This window comes from Sphingobacterium sp. UBA5670 (assembly GCF_002420705.1).
Taxonomy (GTDB): Bacteria; Bacteroidota; Bacteroidia; order Sphingobacteriales; family Sphingobacteriaceae; genus Sphingobacterium.
Genome location: NZ_DIIM01000005.1, coordinates 56,045 through 71,389, shown reverse-complemented (window position 1 = coordinate 71,389; position 15,345 = coordinate 56,045). Strand labels below are relative to the sequence as shown.

14 protein-coding genes are annotated in these 15,345 nt (G+C 41.3%); all 14 read right to left on the bottom strand.

The features are described 5' to 3' along the window. Window positions 1-5: 5 nt before the first annotated feature. Window positions 6-2,498 (bottom strand): DUF5686 and carboxypeptidase-like regulatory domain-containing protein, encoded by a 2,493-nt coding sequence (locus B3C94_RS05825; RefSeq protein WP_293900414.1) that lies wholly within the window; start codon window positions 2,496-2,498, stop codon window positions 6-8. A 259-nt stretch (window positions 2,499-2,757) separates the two neighbouring features. Next, window positions 2,758-4,134 carry an NADH-quinone oxidoreductase subunit N gene (locus tag B3C94_RS05820; RefSeq protein ID WP_293900411.1) on the bottom strand — a complete coding sequence of 459 codons (1,377 nt, stop codon included), beginning with the start codon at window positions 4,132-4,134 and terminating at the stop codon, window positions 2,758-2,760. 17 nt (window positions 4,135-4,151) lie between these two features. Continuing rightward, window positions 4,152-5,594 (bottom strand): complex I subunit 4 family protein, encoded by a 1,443-nt coding sequence (locus B3C94_RS05815; protein WP_293900408.1) that lies wholly within the window; start codon window positions 5,592-5,594, stop codon window positions 4,152-4,154. Window positions 5,595-5,608: 14 nt separating this feature from the next. Beyond that, entirely contained in the window at window positions 5,609-7,531 is a 1,923-nt protein-coding gene (nuoL, locus tag B3C94_RS05810) for an NADH-quinone oxidoreductase subunit L (RefSeq protein ID WP_293900405.1), read from the bottom strand. Window positions 7,532-7,550: 19 nt separating this feature from the next. Next, window positions 7,551-7,880, bottom strand: coding sequence for an NADH-quinone oxidoreductase subunit NuoK (gene nuoK, locus B3C94_RS05805; protein ID WP_293900402.1), 330 nt, complete (start codon window positions 7,878-7,880; stop codon window positions 7,551-7,553). After that, window positions 7,880-8,377: an NADH-quinone oxidoreductase subunit J gene (locus B3C94_RS05800; RefSeq protein ID WP_293900399.1), complete on the bottom strand. Its 498-nt coding sequence runs from the start codon at window positions 8,375-8,377 to the stop codon at window positions 7,880-7,882. The genes nuoK and B3C94_RS05800 overlap by 1 nt, the downstream gene beginning before the upstream one ends. 11 nt (window positions 8,378-8,388) lie before the next feature. Next, the gene (locus tag B3C94_RS05795; RefSeq protein WP_046673082.1) at window positions 8,389-8,898 is read right to left on the bottom strand and encodes a NuoI/complex I 23 kDa subunit family protein; all 510 of its coding nucleotides are present in this window, start codon (window positions 8,896-8,898) and stop codon (window positions 8,389-8,391) included. A gap of 172 nt (window positions 8,899-9,070) precedes the next feature. Next, window positions 9,071-10,114, bottom strand: a complete 1,044-nt coding sequence (gene nuoH, locus B3C94_RS05790; RefSeq protein WP_293900394.1) for an NADH-quinone oxidoreductase subunit NuoH — start codon at window positions 10,112-10,114, stop codon at window positions 9,071-9,073. Between the two features lie 8 nt (window positions 10,115-10,122). Continuing rightward, window positions 10,123-11,142 (bottom strand): 2Fe-2S iron-sulfur cluster-binding protein, encoded by a 1,020-nt coding sequence (locus B3C94_RS05785; RefSeq protein WP_293900391.1) that lies wholly within the window; start codon window positions 11,140-11,142, stop codon window positions 10,123-10,125. A 30-nt stretch (window positions 11,143-11,172) separates the two neighbouring features. After that, complete coding sequence (gene nuoF, locus B3C94_RS05780) at window positions 11,173-12,528, bottom strand: NADH-quinone oxidoreductase subunit NuoF (protein WP_293900388.1); 1,356 nt, start codon at window positions 12,526-12,528, stop codon at window positions 11,173-11,175. Window positions 12,529-12,530: 2 nt separating this feature from the next. Then, window positions 12,531-13,052, bottom strand: coding sequence for a complex I 24 kDa subunit family protein (nuoE, locus tag B3C94_RS05775; protein ID WP_293900385.1), 522 nt, complete (start codon window positions 13,050-13,052; stop codon window positions 12,531-12,533). Beyond that, a complete protein-coding gene (locus B3C94_RS05770) occupies window positions 13,045-14,280 on the bottom strand; it encodes an NADH-quinone oxidoreductase subunit D (RefSeq protein WP_293900382.1) in 1,236 nt (411 codons plus the stop codon). Before B3C94_RS05770 ends, nuoE begins: the two co-directional genes overlap by 8 nt. Before the next feature lie 10 nt (window positions 14,281-14,290). Next, on the bottom strand, window positions 14,291-14,788 hold the full coding sequence (locus tag B3C94_RS05765; protein ID WP_293900379.1) for an NADH-quinone oxidoreductase subunit C: 498 nt from the start codon (window positions 14,786-14,788) through the stop codon (window positions 14,291-14,293). Further along, the gene (locus B3C94_RS05760; protein WP_293900376.1) at window positions 14,789-15,340 is read right to left on the bottom strand and encodes an NADH-quinone oxidoreductase subunit B; all 552 of its coding nucleotides are present in this window, start codon (window positions 15,338-15,340) and stop codon (window positions 14,789-14,791) included. Window positions 15,341-15,345 lie beyond the last annotated feature (5 nt).

Below are 15,345 nucleotides of genomic sequence, written 5' to 3'. Positions count from 1 at the left end.
AATAACTAAAAATTAAAATGTAAGGATGCCGTAAAGGTATCAGAAGGAACTCCTTCGCCACCTCTATAGCTCAATCTTTTTTTATACTCTAATCTAATCAATTTAAAGATATTATCCACACCGACCAATCCCTCTACATAAGGTTTGTTGCGTACGGCCTTTGTCTGAATGATTCCGTCTTTATCCGCCTCAAATTGAATGTTCTCGGGAGTGACAAAAGGGTTATTGGCATCGCTTAGCCTTCCATAGAAAGCTTTAAATCCAGTCACTTCGCGCCACTTTAAGCGTCTGAACAGAGGAATTCTATTAAAAAAGAAACCATTCCAATTGTGATAATAAGTTAATTTCAGGAACTGATCTGAGACAAATTCTGATGTAGCCATCAAATCAAAATTTACAAGAGGTCCCTGCTTATCTTTAGTAACCTCAGGAAGTTCCAATAAAGTATAAGGCAAATGTTTTCCCCAAATCCTTCCACCAGATAATTCAAAATCCGCTTGTCCCGCTGGCGACAAAAATAACCGTTTAAAAATACTGAACCGTAAGGCGTCGTAACTATAATCTGCTCCTAAGAAGCCTTTCAATCCTTTGTTATATTGCAATGTAAAAATGGGATATTTATTCTCTACCGTTCCCCGGTCGAGATTGTGATAAGTAAACTCTTCATTCGGAGCCCAACGTAAAATTAGCTGTACATCATTTGTATTGACCTGGCTTAGTGTGTCTGGCAAAGGTAAACTATTGATATAAAACAAATCGCCTCGAGGCTGCCTACGTGTATGTGTAAATGCCGACCCGATGCTGACATGATTCCCAAATTCAATCAGGTGATCAATGCGATAAATATCATTAAACTGCCATTTATTGGGTCTGTTCTTTCCAAAAGACCGGAAGAAACCATCGCCTTTTAAGAAACCCAGACCCCGCCCGGGTTCCATGACGTCATGCTGCACCGTAAAACGCAAATAATTTGCAGGAAACTGCACAATACGTTCACCATTTAACGTAAATGCCGTGCTCAGGTAATACTTTAATTCTTTATCCTTATCTCCGTAAGCAGTATATCCTTCAATGTATGCTTTTTCCGAAAATAAACGAGTCGTTCGACCACTCAGACGGAAACGGTTACCTTCATAATTATTCCGGCTGTAAAGATATTCCAATGGTCCAAACTCTACTTTCCCCGCATTATAATATCCCTTTGCGAGCAAATAGCCCAATGCAACCAACTGATTAAAAGATCGCATGTTTTGCACTGAATCTACCTTTTGATAAGCGCCCAATTCGGCCTGGCTCAACGGGCTCGGCCTGACACCGACGATTGAAATATGTGGAGCAGACTCGAGCAAATACCTCTTCTCGACTGGCACTCCCGCAAAATCCTCATTCGAAATTGAATCTGTACGATGCCCTAAATATTGAGTCTCGCGGCGGCCATATAATACATCCGCCTTACTTCCCCCAAATAACATCTTCAGATCGGTATGAATAGGAAGCATGCTGCCGTTCCTAAATTCACTATAGGTGAGATCGATCTGAACATCATTTATCCAGTTGATATTAGCGCTACGTCCAATATTCAGTGTAGCCCGGTGGACAGCATATCTTGTGTCATCCGAGATCAAGAGATCGCCGTAGAAGAGTAAGTCAATGGCGGATTTTCCCTCAAAATGGAGTTCAATATAATCCTTACCCTCAATTTGGATCGTATCCTGAATCTGATATTTATAAAATGCTGTGGCCCCTGTCGCAATTGGACTCAAGACTCCCTTATTGGTAATCTGAATAGTATTTTCATAGAGATCAACATCACGTAAAATGGTCTGAAACCGGGTCTGCCAATTATCGTTGTTAAAAAAACGTGGATTTAATTCGGTTTGGTAGTGACTTGTGACAATCTTTTTGTTACGATTCGGATTATGAGATGAATAGACATTGGCATAATTCTCTTCCAAATAGAATGGCGCGATCGTTAGCCCCCGAAAAGCTGTCGAATCAATGTTCTCAAAGAGAAATCGAAACGGTTTCGGAAATTTTTTGGCTTTATCTTCAGGATTGACAAAACCAAATTGTGTCTTCTCGTATTCATCAAAACGAATTTCAGGGATACGCGTATAATGATTTTGAGAGCGATGAGCAATGACCTGCTCAATTAATGCTATAGCAGGATCTTTCGGCTTTTTATTTTTTCTATTGACGACTACTTCTTCCAATGTATTATTCGTCGCGATCAGATGAATCGTCAGCGATGAATCCTGTATACGACGGACATCTATCGTTCTTCGTTCATAACCCACCGCTCCAAAGATCAGCTGTCGGTATTTCTTAATATCCTGAATCTTAAAATACCCAAGCGTATCGCTGCTCCCACCTCGATCTTCTCCCAACCAATTGATTGAAACCCCTGAAATACCCTTTCCGGTTTGTGCATCCACTACCTTTCCACGAATAAAGTCCTGTGCAATTACCCGCCCCCCCAAAAAGAGTAATAGTAACACAGCCAAAAAATGAATCGAAAAAGATTTAACACACACTTTAAACACCATCTGCTAATTGATAGGATTTCTTTTTTACAATATACAATTTGTATGCAAGAGTTATACCAATAAAAATAAAAAAAGCACAGCGAAATCACCATGCTTTATTAAACAACAAGTATTTTAACAGAAACCTTCAGTTTTTACCTGCTCTAAACGCAGTCCAAATTACTGAAGGTTCCTATTGGCCATTGAAAAACATACGCGTTTAATAGAAACTTTATATTAACTTTAACAAACAGTCAGGATATACACCAATTAGAATTGTAAGCACTACAGCAAGAAATAGCACCAGTGAATAGTTCCACTGTACATTGACACAAGATTCATCACTATCTCTAAAGTACATGGCGACTACAACCTTTAAGTAGTAATATACCGCAATTGCAGCATTAACAACCGCCAATACGAGTAAGACAATATGGTAATTCTCCATTACGGAAGAAAACATCATAAACTTACCAATAAATCCGGCGGTCAATGGTATCCCCGCAAGAGAGAGCATTGCCACTGTAATTGCAAAGGCCAACAGCGGGTTTCGTTTTCCCAATCCATTGAATGCCTCAAAATGCTCAGATCCTGTTGTTTTTTTAACAAGGATTAGCCCTGTAAAAGCTACAATGGTTGCTAGCGAATAAGCAAGGCCATAGGCAAAAATGCTATTGGCCGAAGTTGATCCAACGGCTACGATCGCAAATAACATATAGCCAGCATGCGAAATACTTGAATAAGCAAGCATACGTTTGAACGACGACTGCATCAACGCAGAAATATTTCCAACAAATAAGGTGAGAACGGCGATCACTAAGAATACCGGCGTCCAAAAATCTTGTAAAGGTAATAGACTATAACTGAATAAACGCAATAATCCAGCAAAAGAAGCGACTTTAACCACCGTGCTCATATAACTTGTAATCAAGATCGGAGCTCCGTCGTAAACATCTGGTGTCCAAAAATGGAAGGGAACAGCCCCCACCTTGAACGTCAGTCCCACAATAAGAAGCAATATACCCCCATAAAACAAAGGCGAAATTGCTTGCGGGTTATTGACAACATAGTTTTTGATTTCACTTAGATCAAAAGAACCCGTCGCTCCATATAGCAATGCAATCCCAAACAGAAGAAATCCAGTAGAGAAAGCTCCCATCAGAAAGTATTTTAACGCAGCTTCATTAGAGGCCTTATCTCTTTTACGTATCCCAACCAAAATGTACAGTGCTACAGACATAATTTCGATCCCTAAAAAAAGCATCGAAAAATTATGATAACTATTGACAAGAACAGCACCGGTAAGCGAGAAAATTAACAGCGAATAATATTCCGCAATTTGTCCCTCTTCATCAAAATATCCTTTTGAGATAACAAAGATACACAAGGTAACGGCGATACATAGGATCGAAAACGCAATAGCATAGTGGTCAAAATGAACCATCCCACTATAAAGAGGACCGCTGGTAGATGTCCAGTCATTCCATAAGAAACCAATAGCCACCAAGAATCCCAGAATAGAAACAGGCAATAGCATAGATTTCATCTTGAATAAGCCGAGATAAAGGACGACTAATGCTAATATTGAAAGTGTAATTATTGCACCCATACAAAAAAAAATATCTATTATCTGCCTAAAAATGTACTTAAAACTTCCACTGAACCTGCAGAAAGGTTTAATAGGAAATTAGGAAATATACCAATATAAAGAATCAAGGCGGAAACTAAGGTCAATACCACCAATTCCGTACCGCTTACATCCTCAAATAGTGCCGTTTTCTCAGTGGTTTCTCCCAACATCATTCCTTGATAAAGCCTAAGCGTATAGACTGCCCCCAGAATCAAGGTTAAGCCCGCGAAAACAGCAAACCAAAACCCGTATTGAAAAACACCTTTCAATAACAGAAACTCTCCAATAAATCCATTGGTCAAGGGTAATCCTACTGCGCCCATACAAATAATCAGAAATAATATGGCCAACCGCGGTGCCTTGCTGGCTATCCCGCCCAGCTCCGAAAGACTACGTGTCTGTGTGCGCTGCTGCACAATATCCAACACATAGAAAAGTCCGATCACCGAAATCCCGTGATTCAGCATTTGGATAGTTGCTCCGCTTAGACCATTTGTATTCCATGTAAAGACACCAGCACTGATTAAGCCAACGTGCGCAATAGATGAATAGGCAATCAATCGCTTCACATCGTCTTGTTTAATTGCAATAATGGAAGCATAAACAATCCCGATCACACATAAGATCATCGCAAAATTTCCATACAAAGCGACACCAGCTGGTGCAATTGGCAATAACCAACGCATCAAACCATAAACGCCCATTTTAAGCATGATACCGGCTAATAGCATGGTACCGGCCGCTGGCGCATTGGTATACGTATTCGGTTGCCAGGTATGAAAAGGAAAAATTGGTATTTTGATGGCGAAAGCCACAAAGAAAGACCAAAATAACCATCTCTGTGTATGTTCCTCTAAATCCAATGCAATAAAAGATGTCCATTCAAAATCACGGTTGGGCACCTGTTGGTAGAGATAAAGAATACCTATCAACATCAAAAGACTACCCAAAAAAGTATAGATAAAGAATTTTAAATTTACACGAATACGATCTCCTTCGCCCCATAACGCGCAAATAAAATAGATCGGAATTAAGGCAATCTCCCAACCTACATAAAACGTAAATGCATCCAAAGCCGTAAATACAAGCAATAAACCCGATTGCATAAAAGCCATCAGGGCATAGAAGTTCCCTTGATAACCTTTCTTAAAGGTTGTTGCAATAATTAAAGGCATCACCCCATTGGTCAATAACACAAGAGGCAGACTAATTCCATCAACACCGATATGAAAATGAATATGCAAAGAGGAAATCCATAGCCAATTTTGTTCAAATTGCATACCGCCATTTGCATCAAAAGCACAAAGGAACGGAATAGTCAACGCCAAAGAAACTACCGATAAAATTAAGGCTATTGATTTTGCAGCATTAGTCTTTAAGAAAGCTAGAATCAATGCGCTGATTAACGGCAATAAAATAAGTAAAAACAAGTTATCCATCGATTATACCAAAATTAAAGACTCAACAATCCATAGATGAAAATGGCAATCACCCCAATTACCATCATCAATAAATAAAAACCAACATTACCATTCTGGAGCAAGCGCAATACCTTTCCTGTATCAAATGTTGCCTTCCCTGCACCATTCACGACACCGTCAATCCCCTTCTGATCCACGACATTTCCAAAGAACGTCGACAACCAATTAATTGGACGTACAATAATGTTATCATAAAGCTCATCTACATAAAATTTATTGTAGGAAAGATTGCTTAAAAATCCCCTCGCGCTATCATTCGTTTTTGGTATGTGTCCACGTTTGACGTATTTATTGAAAGCCAGGGCGACCATAATCAATACACCAACCACAGAAACTGCCATTAATAGATACTCCGTGCTATGCTCCAAATGATGCGTCTCAGGCATTAGAGCTTTTCCTTCCGAAAAAACCGGCGATAAGAAATTCTCAAGCCAATGATTGCCTCCCAAAACGGCCGGTAAATTGATGGCCCCACCAAGGACAGAAAGTATTGCTAATACAACCAATGGCACCGTCATACTTTTTGGAGATTCATGCAAGTGATGCTTTTGTTGCTCTGTCCCCCGAAATGTACCGGAAAATGTCATAAATAGCATTCTAAACATATAAAATGCAGTCATTAAAGCACCAATAAAACCCAAACCCCATAATATTGGGCTAGCAATAAATGCACCCGCCAATATTTCGTCTTTGGAGAAGAAGCCAGAAAATGGTGGAATTCCAGCGATCGCGATGGTTCCCATCAACATAGTTAGGTACGTAACTGGCATCGCCTTCTTCAAACCTCCCATGTTACGCATATCCTGTTCTTCGCTCATGCCGTGTATCACAGATCCGGCTCCAAGGAACAACAAAGCTTTGAAAAAAGCATGAGTCAATACGTGAAAAAAGGCTCCGGTAAATGCGCCCACTCCAAGTCCGAGAAACATATAACCTAATTGCGAAACAGTAGAATAAGCCAAAACTTTTTTAATATCGTTCTGTGTCAAGGCTATCGCAGCAGCTAACAAGGCTGTACAAATTGCAATGATAGAAATAAGCTGCAAGGTAAACGGCGAAAGTATAAATAAGACATTGGTACGCGCAATCATATAAATACCGGCAGTAACCATGGTTGCCGCGTGGATCAGTGCCGATACCGGTGTTGGACCAGCCATCGCATCCGGCAGCCAGGTAAATAAAGGTATCTGTGCCGATTTACCTGTTGCTGCAATAAACAATAAGATGGTGATGCTAACCACGGTAATATCACCAACAGCAAAGTTTTTGGCCGCAGGAAATACAGTCGAAAATTCCAATGATCCGAAAGTTCCGAGTATCAAAAATATAGCAAGTAAAAACCCTAGGTCCCCTATTCTATTCATTACAAATGCCTTTTTTGCCGCATTTGCGTAAGAATTATTCGTATACCAGAACCCGATCAATAAATAGGAACAAAGTCCCACGCCTTCCCAGCCAATAAACATCACTAAGTAATTGGAACCCAATACCAATAGCAACATAAAGAAGATAAACAGATTCAGATAAGCGAAAAACTTACCAAAGCCTGTATCATGGTGCATGTAACCGACTGAATAAACATGAATCAGGAAACCAATGCCTGTAACAATCAAAAGCATAATTGCGCTCAATGGATCTACAAAAAAGGAAAGTCCTATCTTCAGATTACCTACAGTAATCCAATCAAACACATGTTGTTCAATAATGCCAGCCTGTCCAGCCTGCCTCGCTTGATATACTTCAGAGAAAAGAATGCAACTGCACACAAAAGAAATAAGCACTACAGCACTGCCTATGGTGCCGACCATACCTTTGGACAACGTATTTCTACCCAATCCATTCACTATAAACCCGATTAAGGGCAAAAGGGGAATCAACCAAACTAATTCACTCATCGTATTTATTTCTTAAGTTCTACCAACGAAGTTTATTCAAGGAATCGATATCCACAGACTTCGTATTCCGATATACCATAATAATAATCGCAAGCCCTACAGCAACCTCCGCTGCCGCCAATGCCATAATAAAGAAGACAAACACCTGTCCTGACGAATCGCCATTCTGCACGGAAAATGCAGCCAAAAGAAGATTGACTGCGTTAAGCATCAATTCAATAGACATCATGATAATGATGACGTTACGGCGAATAAGAACACCAATAACACCAATAGCAAAAATAATCGCACAAAAAATCAAATAATGATTTATGGGTACCCCTTGCAACTGTTGAACAACTGTTTCCATTAGATTTGTTTAGGTTCTTTCTTAGCTAATAATATCGCTCCGATCATGGCCGTCAACAACAAAAGTGATGATAGTTCAAAAGGAAGCAAAAATTCGTTAAACAACACTTTACCTAGGTTCTTAACCAGTCCGATTTCCGGATTAACGACGGTCAGTGGATTCGAAATATCAAAGACACGATAGACGCCGAACAAAGTAACCAGTAAGCAACAGCCAGCGATAACGCCCATAAACTTGACCAAATTGGATTTCATAGGTTCAGTATCCTTATTCAGGTTGAGCAACATCAGCACGAATAAAAATAAGACCATGATTGCTCCCATATAGACGATGAAATTTACCACAGCTAAAAACTGCGCATTTAAGAGTATATAATGCACCGTAAACGTAAAAAATGTGATGACTAGATACAATACACTATGCACAGGATTTTTTGTAAAAATGGTCATCAGCGCAAAGAAAATAGACAAGAAGGCTACAAAATAAAATACTGTCATAATTTCCTGGTTTAGCTCTTTAATTTGGTAATATCAAAAGTTGGTTCGACCAATTTATCTTTTCCATAGATAAAGTCCTTACGGAGGTAGTCTGCCGTTACATGCGGACCATCCAAATAGATGGCTTCCTTCGGACAGGCCTCTTCGCAAAGGCCACAGAAAATACAACGCAACATATTGATTTCATATACCGACGCATATTTTTCCTCACGATAAAGATGTTCTTCCCCTTTTTTCCGTTCGGCAGCAGTCATGGTGATCGCCTCCGCAGGACAAGACAAAGCACATAGCCCACAAGCTGTACAGCGCTCACGCCCCTCTTCATCACGCTTAAGCGAATGCTGCCCCCTGAAGTTTTTCGAATACGGCCTTATTTCCTCAGGATATTTAATAGTCGGGATTTTCTTAAAAAAATGCCTTAATGTAATACGTAAACCTTTGATAATGGCAGGGAAATAAATTCTTTCCGAGAATGTCATCGGCTTTTGTTCGATTACCTTTTTACGATTGGTCAGTTGCATAAAACTCGTTCATCTGTAAATAAATTATTTCATGAGCTCACTATGCTCGTTTTGTTTATTCATGAGCCTTTTATTTTCTTAAGGCATCATGCTGCCATCTGGCAGTTTCAATGGCTCTATGGAATATCCAATCGGTGTCCATTGTATATTTGCCTCTCAGGAAGAATATTCCCTAGGAGAAATAGGTATCTTTAATCAACGTGAATATTCCCGTGAGTACAATATTTGCTATCGCTAATGGGATCAACATCTTCCAACCCAAATTCATCAATTGGTCATATCTGAAACGTGGTAAAGTCCAGCGTACCCACATAAAGAAAAAGATAAACAACAATATCTTCACAAAGAATACTATTACACCAACAATAGTGATCATATTGGCTGACCATCCCAGATCATTCATAAAGGGGAAATTATAGCCGCCAAAATAAAGTGATGCCATCAGTGCCGAGGAAACGAACATATTGATGTATTCGGAAAACATATAAAGCCCCAATTTCATCGAAGAATACTCCGTATGGTAACCTCCCACTAGTTCCGTTTCACACTCCGGTAAATCAAAAGGTACCCGATTACATTCTGCAAAAGCACAGACCATAAAAATGATGAACCCCAGTGGTTGCGCCCAGATATTCCAGTTGACAAAGCCAGACTGCTGTGCGACAATTTCCTCTAGCGTCAATGTACGCGTGACCATCAGTAAAGCGATCAATGATAGTCCCATGGCAATCTCATAGCTTATGCTCTGTGATGCCGCACGAATTGCGCCCATAAGTGAGAATTTGTTATTGGAAGCCCAGCCCCCCAGCATAATACCATATACACCCAATGCGATCACACCAAACATATACAATACGCCGACATTGATGCCTTGCGCAACCTGCAAAGAAATCGTACGGTCTCCAATCTGCAATTCCTGCCCCCAGGGAATAACAGCGGAACTAATACATGCCGTTATAATCGCTATTGTAGGCCCCAAAATAAACAGCACTTTATGTGCACCTGCAGGAATAATTTCCTCCTTAAAAAAGAACTTCCCTCCGTCGCATAAGGGTTGTAAGATCCCGAAGATACCAGCCCGGTCAGGACCATATCGATCTTGCATAAAACCTGCAATTTTACGTTCCGCAAGTGTCGAATACATCGCGATCACCAAAGTGATAACGAAAACAATAGACACCAATATTAATTTTTCTATGACAAAAGACCACTCCATGTTTGTGATTATTTCAATTTTTCTGTTCTAGCCAACTGCTCGCGATTTTGTTCCTGAAGGATAGGATTTTCCTTAATGACTTTTGGCGGATTAAACAATTCATAATGATTAGCAGAAATAACAGAATGCGGATCGATTTCTGTCGGTTCCTCTAAAATCCAGTCGCTTGTTTTTTTCTGGTCAAAGCGACAGGTATTACAGATAAACTCTTCTACTTCACCAAACTCATCTTTCCGAGCAGTCACCCGAATGACCTCTTCCCCCTTATACCATAAGGTTACCTTCCCTAAACATGTCGGACAATCACGATGCGCATCCACAGGTTTTGTAAACCAAACCCGATTTTTAAAACGGAAAGTTTTATCCGTCAAGGCACCCACAGGACATACATCGATCACATTGCCGGAGAAATCATTATCAATTACATTTTCGATATAGGTAGAGATCTCTGCGTGATCGCCACGACCTAAGATACCATGTACACGTTGATCGGTCAACTGATTGGCGACATACACACAACGGTAACATAAGATACAACGGTTCATATGCAATTGGATTTTATCTCCCAGGTCAATACGTTCGAAAGTACGACGATCAAATTCGTAGCGCGTATTGGCACTGCCGTGCTCATAACCAAGATCTTGCAATTTACATTCACCCGCCTGATCGCAGATTGGGCAATCCAATGGATGGTTGATCAATAAGATCTCAACAACTCCTTTTCTCGCTTCCACTACTTCTGGGGAAGTAATGTTTTGTACTTCCATACCGTCCATCACCGTCGTGCGGCAGGAAGCAACCAATTTAGGCATAGGCCTTGGATCCTTTTCAGATCCCTTGGATACTTTTACCAAGCAGGTACGACATTTACCCCCACTTCCCTCCAATTTGGAATAGTAGCACATTGCAGGAGGGACTATATCCCCACCAATTTGCCGCGCTGCATTTAATATGGTTGTCCCAGGAGCAACCTCTACAGGTATACCGTCGATGGAGACCTTAAACTTTACATCTTCCGCTTCTGCCATGATATGATTTATTTATCGTTACAGCTATTATTATGATACTATTGGTTCTAAAGGATCCGCATAATGCGCTAATCCGAAATTCCTCGCCTGTGATTCTTCCGGATGAAGAATATGCCATTCAAATTCATCCCTAAAATGTCTGATTGCTGCCGCAACGGGCCATGCTGCCGCATCTCCCAATGGGCAGATTGTATTTCCTTCAATTTTTCGCTGAACATCCCACAGCAAATCGATGTCCGACATGGAGCCGTGACCACTCTCGATCTTATGCAGTACCTTTTCCATCCAGCCCGTTCCTTCACGACAAGGTGAACATTGTCCACAGCTTTCATGATGGTAGAACCGGGCAAAATTCCATGTATTGCGAACCACACACTGGTCTTCATCAAAAACAATGAAACCGCCAGATCCAAGCATCGTACCGGTCTGGAAGCCTCCATCAGCTAATGACTCATAGGTCATCAAACGACTATTTCCTGCCGCTGTTTTCAAAATCAGATTAGCAGGCAGAATAGGTACCGAAGAGCCACCAGCTACGACGGCTTTCATACGCTTGCCATTGGCTATACCACCACAATATTCGTCCGAGTAGATAAACTCTTCGACAGGTAGACCGAGTTCGATTTCATACACCCCCGGTTTTACAATATTTCCACTAGCGGAAATCAATTTTGTTCCGGTACTACGTTCCACCCCGATCTTGGCATACTCTTCTCCACCCAAATTAATAATAGGAACAGTCGTCGCAATAGACTCCACATTATTAACCACCGTAGGACAGTTATATAAACCCGCTATAGCCGGAAATGGAGGCTTAATACGAGGATTGCCACGTTTTCCCTCTAAGGATTCCAATAAGGCCGTTTCCTCTCCGCAGATATAAGCTCCCCCTCCCGGTTGAACGTAGATCTCCAGATCATACCCCGATCCTAAGATATTTTTTCCTAAAAAGCCCTTCTCCTTCGCTTCAGCAATAGCACGCTCTAGAATTCTGATCTGTGGCATCATCTCTCCCCGCACATAGATATAGGAAGTATGTGCCCCCAAAGCAAAACTGGAAACAATCATCCCCTCAATAAGTGCATGGGGAATATGCGTCATCAAATAACGGTCTTTAAATGTACCTGGTTCAGACTCGTCAGCATTACAAACCAAATAACGAGGCACACCTTCCGGTTTGGCCAGAAAGGACCATTTCATCCCAGTTGGAAAACCCGCTCCTCCACGGCCACGCAATCCAGATTTTTTAACTTCTTCGACGACATCCTCTGGAGACATTGTCTTCAAAACTTTCTCAACAGCAACATAACCACCTTTTTGCCGATAGACCTCAAAGGTATTGATGCCTGGAACATCGATATGAGTCAACAAAAGTTTACGTGCCATATTTATTCTGTTTTAGCTTTTAAATTATCAATCAATTCGTCGACTTTTTCCTCTGTCAGATTTTCATAAAAGGTATATTCAGGCCCAATCTGTAAAACAGGCCCAAAACCGCAGGCCGCCAAACATTCCACACCGCGCCACGAAAAAAGTCCATCTGCTGTGACTTCGCCCTCTTTCACGCTCAGTTTTTGTTGCAAATGTCCCATAATACGTTCTGCGCCAACCAGACAACAAGGACCTGTACGACAAATCTCTAACACATATTTTCCTTTCGGCTGAAGTAGGAACATCGTATAAAATGTCGCAACTTCGTACACTTCAATCGGTAATATATTCAGGTAAACAGCAACTTTGTCCATCGCATCCGCACTTACCCAGCCATATTCCGCTTGAACCAAATGTAAAATGGGCAATAACCCAGATTTCTGCTTCCCTTCGGGATAGCGGCTTACCACTTCTCCAAACTTCGTCAGCAACTCTGGAGAGAACGTTACATTTTCATTATGTTGTTTTACACTAAGCATCTAATTCTCCGGCTATAACGTTAAGACTACTCATATTTATAATGGCATCAGAAATCAACATTCCCGCACTCATTGGCGCAAACATCTGATAATTGACAAACGAAGGCCTTCTAAAATGAAGACGATAAGGCGAACGCCCGCCATCGTGAATCAGATAAAAACCAAGTTCACCATTTGCTCCTTCTACCGCATGATACACTTCGGCCTTTGGTGTATCCACCTCACCCATAACGATTTTAAAATGATAGATTAAAGCCTCCATATTCGTGTACACCTGTTCTTTTGGAGGCAAATAGAAATCAGGCACCTCCGCATGGAAAACTCCTTTGGGTTCTTTCTCAATTTTATCCAAGGCCTGTTCAATAATCCGAAGCGATTGCCACATTTCAGCATTCCGAACCATAAAGCGATCGTAGACATCACCCGTTGTACCAACTGGCACATCGAAATCAAATTCTTCGTAAGAACAATAAGGGTTCTGAACGCGCACATCATAATCTACACCCGCAGCTCGCAAGATAGGACCAGTCCAGCTATAATCCAATGCTTCTTCCGCTGTGACAGCGGCAACACCGGAAGTTCGCTCAATAAAAATGCGGTTCCGAACAAACATATCTTCGAACTCTCGCAATACTGGCGGATAACGTTTAAGGAATTCTCGTATTTTTTCAAAGGCTATTGCATTGAAATCTCGCTCGAACCCACCAATACGACCAATATTAGTTGTTAAACGAGCCCCGCAGATTTCTTCAAAGATCTCATAAATAAATTCACGCTCCTGCATGACATACAAAAACCCCGAAAAGGCTCCCGTATCCACACCCAAAATTCCATTACAAATAATATGATCTGCTATTCGGGCAAGCTCCATAACAATTACGCGCATATATTGTACGCGTTTGGGAATCTCAATCTTGAGCAGCTTTTCAACGGTCATATGCCAGCCCATATTATTGATTGGAGCTGAACAGTAATTCAAACGATCCGTCAAAGGCGTGATCTGGTAAAAAGGCCGATGTTCAGCGATCTTCTCGAATGCACGGTGAATATAACCGATTGTAGACACACCGCTCACAATACGTTCGCCATCGATTTGAACAACATTTTGAAATACACCATGTGTAGCGGGATGCGTCGGGCCAATATTCAGGGTCATCAGCTCGTCCTGTGGATCATTATCCTCGAAAACAGGTTGATTAGATGTTATCTTGCTTATAAATTCGCTCATATCGTATAAATTAACGGCCGAAATACAAATCTTTCTTATCTACGCGATTCGGATCTTCCAAAGGATACTCCTTGCGCATGGGAAACACTTCCATATCATCCACGTTCAAAATCCGTCTCAAATCGGGATGCCCAATAAAATTAACACCAAAAAAATCAAAGGTCTCACGCTCCATCCAGTTCGCGCCTTTCCAAACAACCGTTGCAGTTGGAATTTCAGGATTTGGACCATGCAGAAAGACCTTCACCCGAATCCGGATATTATGAACGAGACTGTGGATATGATAAACTACAGCAAACTCTTTTTCTAAATGGGGATAATGTACCGCCGTGATATCCGTCAAATGAATAAACTGCAATTCGTTATTCGATTTCAAGAAACGAAGCACATCGACGACGTCTTCTGCATCCACAACAATGGTCAACAAATTATGCGCATCCTGAATTTCGTTGATCTTCACCGGAAAATTTCCTTGGAGCTTATCCAATAAAAAACTGTTTTCCATCATCTATTTATTTGTTTGTATACCGTACTTTTCAAGCAACGCCTTGTATTCAGGTGTATTCCTTCGGTTTAACGATTCATTCTTCACGATATCCTGCAAGCGCAATACACCATCTAAAATTGCTTCTGGACGAGGAGGACAACCCGGCACATAAACATCTACCGGTATGATTTCGTCGATTCCCTGTAAAACGGAATAGGTATCAAAGATTCCGCCACTGGAAGCACAAGCCCCAACCGCGATAACCCAACGCGGCTCGGCCATTTGCACATACACCTGCCTAAGCACTGGTGCCATTTTCTTGGCGATGGTCCCCATCACCAATAACATATCTGCCTGACGCGGTGAAAAACTAGGACGTTCGGCACCGAATCTTGCCAAATCGTAAGTAGACCCCATTGTTGCCATAAATTCAATACCACAACAAGATGTCGCGAAAGGTAGAGGCCATAATGAATTGGCACGGGCCAACCCGATGGCTTTATCCAAACTCGTCGCAAAAAAGCCTGCGCCTTCTACTCCCGGAGGAGCCTCTGCCAATTTTATATCACTCATGAAAA

Bases quoted from the DNA above. Each gene is read 5' to 3' on its own strand.
- B3C94_RS05800 (WP_293900399.1), bottom strand. From the start codon at position 8,377: ATGACAGTATTTTATTTTGTAGCCTTCTTGTCTATTTTCTTTGCGCTG.
- B3C94_RS05760 (WP_293900376.1), bottom strand. From the start codon at position 15,340: ATGAGTGATATAAAATTGGCAGAGGCTCCTCCGGGAGTAGAAGGCGCA.
- B3C94_RS05785 (WP_293900391.1), bottom strand. From the start codon at position 11,142: ATGGCAGAAGCGGAAGATGTAAAGTTTAAGGTCTCCATCGACGGTATA.
- nuoL (WP_293900405.1), bottom strand. From the start codon at position 7,531: ATGAGTGAATTAGTTTGGTTGATTCCCCTTTTGCCCTTAATCGGGTTT.
- nuoK (WP_293900402.1), bottom strand. From the start codon at position 7,880: ATGGAAACAGTTGTTCAACAGTTGCAAGGGGTACCCATAAATCATTAT.
- B3C94_RS05795 (WP_046673082.1), bottom strand. From the start codon at position 8,898: ATGCAACTGACCAATCGTAAAAAGGTAATCGAACAAAAGCCGATGACA.
- nuoF (WP_293900388.1), bottom strand. From the start codon at position 12,528: ATGGCACGTAAACTTTTGTTGACTCATATCGATGTTCCAGGCATCAAT.
- B3C94_RS05765 (WP_293900379.1), bottom strand. From the start codon at position 14,788: ATGATGGAAAACAGTTTTTTATTGGATAAGCTCCAAGGAAATTTTCCG.
- nuoE (WP_293900385.1), bottom strand. From the start codon at position 13,052: ATGCTTAGTGTAAAACAACATAATGAAAATGTAACGTTCTCTCCAGAG.
- B3C94_RS05820 (WP_293900411.1), bottom strand. From the start codon at position 4,134: ATGGGTGCAATAATTACACTTTCAATATTAGCATTAGTCGTCCTTTAT.
- B3C94_RS05815 (WP_293900408.1), bottom strand. From the start codon at position 5,594: ATGGATAACTTGTTTTTACTTATTTTATTGCCGTTAATCAGCGCATTG.
- nuoH (WP_293900394.1), bottom strand. From the start codon at position 10,114: ATGGAGTGGTCTTTTGTCATAGAAAAATTAATATTGGTGTCTATTGTT.
- B3C94_RS05770 (WP_293900382.1), bottom strand. From the start codon at position 14,280: ATGAGCGAATTTATAAGCAAGATAACATCTAATCAACCTGTTTTCGAG.